9 protein-coding genes and 2 pseudogenes are annotated in these 6,868 nt (G+C 43.9%); 5 read left to right on the top strand and 6 right to left on the bottom strand.

Annotated features, from left to right (window positions below):
- Positions 1-212: 212 nt before the first annotated feature.
- The 6 genes and pseudogenes from PSI22_RS20560 to PSI22_RS20540 form a co-directional block, all read right to left on the bottom strand.
- The gene (locus PSI22_RS20560) at positions 213-416 is read right to left on the bottom strand and encodes a hypothetical protein (RefSeq protein ID WP_273581361.1); all 204 of its coding nucleotides are present in this window, start codon (positions 414-416) and stop codon (positions 213-215) included.
- Between the two features lie 31 nt (positions 417-447).
- Positions 448-783, bottom strand: a complete 336-nt coding sequence (locus PSI22_RS20555; protein WP_273581360.1) for a nucleoside triphosphate pyrophosphohydrolase family protein — start codon at positions 781-783, stop codon at positions 448-450.
- A 70-nt stretch (positions 784-853) separates the two neighbouring features.
- Positions 854-1,105, bottom strand: coding sequence for a hypothetical protein (locus tag PSI22_RS20550; protein WP_273581359.1), 252 nt, complete (start codon positions 1,103-1,105; stop codon positions 854-856).
- Positions 1,106-1,828: 723 nt separating this feature from the next.
- Positions 1,829-2,752, bottom strand: coding sequence for a BstA C-terminal domain-containing protein (locus PSI22_RS20545; protein WP_273581358.1), 924 nt, complete (start codon positions 2,750-2,752; stop codon positions 1,829-1,831).
- A gap of 160 nt (positions 2,753-2,912) precedes the next feature.
- Positions 2,913-3,050, bottom strand: a pseudogene (locus PSI22_RS21690) (hypothetical protein); the annotation flags it as partial.
- A gap of 63 nt (positions 3,051-3,113) precedes the next feature.
- Positions 3,114-3,359 (bottom strand): annotated as a pseudogene (locus PSI22_RS20540) (helix-turn-helix domain-containing protein); the annotation flags it as partial.
- An 80-nt stretch (positions 3,360-3,439) separates the two neighbouring features.
- On the opposite strand from PSI22_RS20540, the gene PSI22_RS20535 reads away from it, so the two are divergent.
- The 5 genes from PSI22_RS20535 to PSI22_RS20515 form a co-directional block, all read left to right on the top strand.
- Positions 3,440-3,667 (top strand): helix-turn-helix transcriptional regulator, encoded by a 228-nt coding sequence (locus PSI22_RS20535; RefSeq protein WP_038213453.1) that lies wholly within the window; start codon positions 3,440-3,442, stop codon positions 3,665-3,667.
- 239 nt (positions 3,668-3,906) lie between these two features.
- Positions 3,907-4,254, top strand: coding sequence for a CII family transcriptional regulator (locus tag PSI22_RS20530; RefSeq protein WP_273581357.1), 348 nt, complete (start codon positions 3,907-3,909; stop codon positions 4,252-4,254).
- 59 nt (positions 4,255-4,313) lie between these two features.
- Positions 4,314-4,481, top strand: a complete 168-nt coding sequence (locus PSI22_RS20525) for a hypothetical protein (RefSeq protein WP_196245623.1) — start codon at positions 4,314-4,316, stop codon at positions 4,479-4,481.
- A complete protein-coding gene (locus tag PSI22_RS20520) occupies positions 4,474-5,505 on the top strand; it encodes a replication protein (RefSeq protein WP_273581356.1) in 1,032 nt (343 codons plus the stop codon). The genes PSI22_RS20525 and PSI22_RS20520 overlap by 8 nt, the downstream gene beginning before the upstream one ends.
- Positions 5,483-6,868, top strand: a 1,386-nt coding sequence (locus PSI22_RS20515) for a replicative DNA helicase (RefSeq protein WP_273581355.1), incomplete at its 3' end; no start/stop codon positions are given. The genes PSI22_RS20520 and PSI22_RS20515, both read left to right, overlap by 23 nt.

The raw sequence follows: 6,868 nt of genomic DNA, 5'->3' as shown, positions 1-6,868 counted from the left end.
AACTGAGAGCCATCCACTCACGATAGTACTTACGTTCGACCCAACACAGTTTTGCCAAACGACGACGAATCTCAGAACGCGGCGCTTCGGATATAGCCCACTGACGATAACGCGCAAATTTTTCTTTATGTTCAGCCACAAATTTCATTGCTGTAGTCATTTTTATTTCCTTTCAGAATTAATATTGTTTATTTGGAATGAGCTGGAGTTAGTCAACTGAGAGCCATCCACTCACGATAGTACTTACGTTCGACCCAACACAGTTTTGCCAAACGACGACGAATTTCAGAACGCGGCGCTTCGGATATAGCCCACTGACGATAACGTTCAAATTTTTCTTTATGTTCAGCCACAAATTTCATTGCTGTAGTCATACTCACCTCGCTGTTACTGTTGTTGATTTGATGTGCCTGCATGTTTAACCACCTCAGGCGGCAGTGGTTTTCATTAAAATGCCTTACCGCCAGATTTGGCGCGGTTTTCTCGTTTATGGTCTGCCCGATGCCTGTTGTAGGCTAATTTCTCAGCAATCGCGCCCTCGATGTCATACCCAAATGCCTCTGCATAATCCAAAATACGAATAACAGCATCAGCTAATTCTGCTTCTGCCATAGGTCGATGCGGTAGGTGGTCATCCATCAGGTTTTTACGTTCTCCCTCCATTGCCTCACTGATTTCAGAGTGAATTAAACAAAGCAGGGTTCCGCGTTCACGGGGTTTATCCCACCAACCGGCTTCAACATTTTGCTGGTGAATTTGTTTTTGTAATTCAGTGAGTTTCATCTCAGTCCTTCTTGTGGGGTTTGGGGTTAGATCTTTTAGGTAATACGCATGGTTAGCCACTGAATAGCGGCTAACCCCTCGCCGTCACCCCGCCTGACTCCAAACGACGGCGGGTTTTGGTTTTGGTTGAGATTAGTTCTTTCGACGGCGATTTATTCACTGCCGTAACAAAATTGCTGAATACGTTAACAGTGTCGCGTTCTTGTTGGGACGGACGCTGTTTCGGTTGACGATTATTTCGGAAGTTCTCGTGCTGCTGCTTCCGGGACTGAAAAAAGAAATTGTCGAGAATGTTTTCCAGCGGAATGTCTTTGTCGTTCATGGAATTTCTCCGTTAATTAACTCACCATAGGCCACTCAGTGAATGACCTACAGTCAATCAACCACACTCTCGCAGTGGTCGCGCTCATGCCCTTGAGTCCGTGTTTTGGAATCGCCCTTGCTATCCTCAGCTATAACCGGAAAGTGACTGGCATCACTCTGCATTACCGGCACACCTTCTTCCTCATTAACCCTAACCAGCGTGTGTGCAGTTCGACCTGCTTCTGGCTCCCTACGTGGGGACTCGGGGCTGCGTTACTAGCGCAGCATAACGCTATGCGTCGCGGTCTATCCGCTTTGCTAAACCATGATTAATTTTCCTTTTGGTTAATCACGAGCAGTTTCATAACGAGTGCGCCTTTACGGGTTGCGTTGCCCGATTGCCTGAATGATTACTCGATAACCTGAGTAACTACCCGGCGCTATTTCAATTTGCTAGGGCTCGTCAGTTGCCTGTCGTGTGGGGTTCATATTGTTAAAGAGCAAACTTCTTTTTACTTTTGGCTCCCTGCCGTTGATGAATACATATTGAACCAAAAGTACGAAATAGACAAGTACCAAAAGTACAAAATATTTTAAATATATCGTACTTTTGGTATAACTAATTGTTAGATAAGGAAATAAATTTTTGAGATTATTTTAATTTGTGATTGCAGTCACTAATTGGCCAAAGAAAGAATATAGACTGGTACAAAAAGCCCTCAAGGGAGGGCTAGAAAAGAAGTTAGTGCTTATTTGGTAATTCTGGTCGTTTTACAGCAAGCAATATTTTTTCAGCTTGCGGAGCTGGAAGAGCGCCATCATTGACTTTTCTTGATAAATAGGTTGTTAAGTGTTCGTCAATATACGTTGTAGCGAGCCAATCCTTGAATATACCAAGTGCCCCGTTTGGGTAAATATATGCTTCTTTTTGAGTTCCTCTACTTTGAGGAAAGTTAGCAGGGTAATTATGTGGATGAAGAAACCTTGCGCCGAATTGTTGTTCTAAATTGTTCGTTTTCCAATAAGTGGCCCACCGCTGACCAACACTTATATCTGGAATGGCATGAGGATCTAATCTGAATTCACTATTTATTAGCTTTACTGTTAAATCAGCCATTTCTCTGAAAATAGAAAAGTATCCAATAGGAATGCTGTCATTGGCGATTATTCTTTGCTGAAAGACGTTCCAGGAATTGTTGATTACATCTTGATTAGGTACATATCCTGATTGTTCGTAAATCATTCTTTTTAACGTGTAATCAGCTAACTTTATGAAGATGTTTCTTGCAGAAGTATTGTCAAAATTAGTAGCATCAAAAGCGTAGTATTGTAAGATTGACATGCATATATAATCTGGATAGGCGTGAGTTTCTATACCTTGCTTATTGATAGTCCTAGTGAATAATTTTTCAACGTTATAATGCCCTCTAAGCTGTAAATATGACTCAACTTTTTTTCCTCTTGGTTTTATCCTCTCGCTTTGCCAATTGGAGGTAAAAACCCTCAAAGGTGCTTCATCTATACCGCAAAGTTTTGCAAGTCCATATAGGGTTAGATACGGAGTTCCATCATTAAGAACTCCCATCTGTATGCCATTAACTTCTGCCTCAGCGACTGGTCTAAGGTCTAAATTATACTGCGATCCATTTGACAGTGAATATGACATAACTATATGTATTCCTTGTTCATTATATGGCGATCGCGTTTATCTGCTCGCCAAATCGATTATCAGCATTTGCAGGAGGCCGCGAGATGCGGCCTATATTAAAATTTATGACATTGTTAACATTTCATTTAGTTACAGTTTACACATGGTATATATTTTGTTAGCTTGCTTTACTGCCACGTTTTGCCAGCATTTCGGCAAAAATTGCATCAAAATGAGTCGCTTTTATCTGCATTTCCTTCAAGAAACGCTTAGCTTCTTCTGCTGGCAACCTATCAAATAGCTCTAATAGCTTTTCTTGTTCCTTAGTTAGCTGTCTAACTGGTGGTTTAACTTCATGTATTTTCTCTGGGCGAGCGTTATCGCTGGCATTATCTATACCATGCTGTAACCAGACGATATCGACATTAAGGTAATCAGCGAGAGCATTCATCTTTTCCTGTCTGGGTAAAGATTCAGAATTAAACCATTTGCTCACCGCCTTAGATGACACCCCTAAAGCTCTGACTATCGCAGCTCCCCGACCATGTTCATTTAGACCAGCCCGCTCACAGGCCTGCGCCAGCCGCTGGGAAAATTGTTCGCGCGTTTTTTCTGTCTGTACCATAAGTACGATGATAATCCACTTGAAAAAACTTTCAGTTCAATCATAATGTGTACTGAAAGTACGAAAATAAAGGGGTGACTATGCGATCTTTGGAAGAACCAATTAAAAATATTGGCATTACCGAAGTAGCTCATGCATGTGGGGTTAGCGAAAGAGCCGTTTATAAGTGGCTTAAAAACGGATTTCTCCCCAAGACAGAGTTTTTTGGTAAGACCAACTATGCCGAGACAATCCAGCAAATCTCTGATGGTAAATATCAGGCGAATGACCTGTTAGATATCAGCAGAAAGAAATTGCTCTCAGCATAACCAGTACCGCTCTTTAACAATTTGCCCACACGACAGGCTATTGATGAACCCTAGCAAACCGAAATAGCGCCGAGAATATTCTCAGGCAATCGGGGAACAGGAATAAATCAACCCCGTAAAGGCTCGCTCATCAAGAGGCCGTGATCGTGTTTATTAACTATCTATCTCAGGATAGACGATATCTATCGTTTATTTATTAAACAAACATTAACCAAATTTAACTTTAGGATATTTTACGAATGAAACACGCAAGTTACCGCAAATTATTCAGAGATAAGGAAAGTGAATTGCTGAACAAGATCGCGCTGACAGGTTCACGGAACGTAGCCAGAATAATTGATTTTCATGAATCACAAGTCACGCGCTGGCAGCGTCCGCAAAAACTGGATGACATTAGTTTCATTGCGAAAATGGCGCGCGTTTTGGTTGCCATTGAATATGACGCGCCAGACACAAACGTAGTGATAAATCGGGAGGATGCGAAGGCGTTAATAGAGGCATTGGAGTATATCCGATACCCAAAAAGAAAAACCTCGAAGGCTGCCACCAACGAGGTCTCAGAAATGCAACTTGAGATGTCGATTTAACGACTGAGAGGAAGTATGCAAGTCCCTCTCAACAACACATTTAACAGAGGTAATTATACATGAAAACGAAATTTAATCACAGCGCAGTGCATAAAAATCTCACGCGCGAACGGGAGGCTCGTTTAGTCACCGAACAGGGATGTGAAAAACTGCGTGATGCTCTGGAGGATGCTAAATTGCGACTGGAGCATCGCGAGGAACTGACCGGAGGGAAACGCCATGAGTAACGTTGCATACGCTGATTTTGGTGCGAACGCGTCTTCAAGGAGCGCACGGATGGAAAACCAAAAACAGGGGCACTTTGCACTGTTCAGGAGTCTTCTGTCCAGTGGATGGGCGGATGATACCGCCAAATTAGCATTATGGGTTAGGTTATTGGGGATGGCTCAATACAAACCCAGACGCATTGAATTTGGTGGTGTTGATTGGGATCTGGATACAGGGCAATTAGTAACAAAACCCCGGTTATTAGCCAGAAAGTTACGAGATGCCAAAGGGAATGAGAAGACCCCTAAGCAGGTTAGGGATATGCTCGAATTCTTTTCTTCGGAGGGAATGTTAACGTTTAGCGGTAATCGACATGGAACGGTGATCACCATTTCAAATTATACCGATTATCAGCTTGATGTTGAGGTAACAAACAAACTCAATAACTATAAGGGTTCAACGCAATACGAGGTAACAAAACAGGTAAATGATTTTGAGGTAACAAAGCAGGTAACTAATCAGGTAACAAACAAACCCAGTCATGACGTGGCTTTCAGCGATGGTCAGGTAACAAAGCAGGTAACAAAGCAGGTCAAACAGAGTAAGAAGTTATTAGAACAAGAATATATAACATCTAACGATGTTGGTGAGTTTTCTGACGAAAACAACCCGCCACAGCCAGTCAGGAAATCTCAGTCTAAGAAAGAATCAGTTCCCTACCAAGCCATGATCGACGCCTATCACGAAATTCTGCCTGAAATGGCTAGGATTACTGTCCTGCGAGACGCCAGAAAATCCAAGATGCGTACGTTCTGGCAGCGAGCCAACAAGGAGTACCAGACTCAGCACCAAAAGTCGTTCACGCTGGAAAATTGGAAAGGTTATCTGGGCTACATAGCCGAACATTGCCGCTGGATGATGGAAGAGAGTCCTAACGGCAAAGGCGGCTACTGGAGAGCCAAAAATTTAGATTACCTGATCACTGACCAATGCTACGTATCCGTCAAAGAGGACAGAGCGAATGACCGCAAAAATAATCGTTAATCAAGTCCCCCACAGCATCGAGGCAGAACAAAGCGTTATAGGTTCATTACTGCTAGACCCCCAGAGCGACAACTCCCAATACGTCTTCTCGACATTAAACCCCGATGATTTTTACAGCCGTCATCACGGTATGATCTACGCCGAGATGAGGACTATGAATGGCAAACATCTGCCCATTGATGTTCTCACCGTTGATGATCGCCTAAAAAGCGCGGGTAAGTCTGGTAATACGGGTGGACTGCCTTATCTGGCTGAAATCAGCAGGAATACACCGAGCACCGCTAACATAGTTGCCTATGCCAAAAAGGTGCGTGAAACCGCCGCCGAACGTTACGCCATTGAGAAAACCAATGAGATTCAGCGTTTGCTCATGACACCCAGCATGCTCACATTTGCTGAGAAGATGGACATGGCTCAACGGCTGATGGGTGATGCGGCCGAGAATGGTGTCACGGGTAAGAAAACAGGGCTAAAACCGATCAGTGAGATTGCCGATCGCTTCTTTGAAAAGCTGGAAGAAAGATTTAACAATCCCGAATTACATCGGGGACTCAAGACCGGATTCCGAGATTTTGATGAAATGCTGGCCCCACGGTATATCGTGAATGGCTCATTGTTTGTCATTGGGGCGCGTCCGAAAATGGGGAAAACCACAGTGCTTACTGAGATGGCGAAGAATGTCGCGGCCGAGGGTCATCCGGTATTACTGTTCAGCATGGAGATGACCGATGAACAACTGTTCGAGCGCATGGTTAGCCAGAAATCAGGGGTTAACACAGACATACTGTATGGCGGAACGGATGACGATTATGAATGGGATCTGCTTTGTCGGGCGATAGGAGAGTTGAGAGATACCCCTAATGCCTGGGTTGATGATACTCCCGCAATGACCCTCGCCCATATCCAATCACAGTGCCGCAAAATCAAGCGCAAGGTTGGCAAGATTGGTTTTATCGGTGTCGATTATCTGACCCTGATGAAGACTGAGAAGGCAGACAGGAATGACATTGCTTACGGCAATATCACAAAGGGACTCAAGATACTGGCGAAAGAACTGGATACTGTGGTGGTTCTGCTGACCCAGCTTAACCGGAATCTGGAGGAACGCGCTAATAAGCGTCCGACTGCCAGTGACAGCCGCGATACAGGCCAGATTGAACAGGATTGCGATTACTGGATGGGAGTCTACCGTGATTCAGTTTATCACGAGAAATCAGACCAAACGCTAACCGAGTTGATCCTGCGCCTCAATCGTCATGGCAAGTCAGGAACGACCTACATTGAACAAAAAGGCCTGAGCTTATTCTCTATCGATCAAGTTGAAGGTGAGCGCAGAGCCAAGCGGAACGAAGATAAACCCAAA

The organism is Xenorhabdus aichiensis, from assembly GCF_028598775.1.
Taxonomy (GTDB): domain Bacteria; phylum Pseudomonadota; class Gammaproteobacteria; order Enterobacterales; family Enterobacteriaceae; genus Xenorhabdus; species Xenorhabdus bovienii.
The sequence above is the reverse complement of the archived record's forward strand: the minus strand, read 5'-3'. Positions and strand labels throughout refer to the sequence as shown.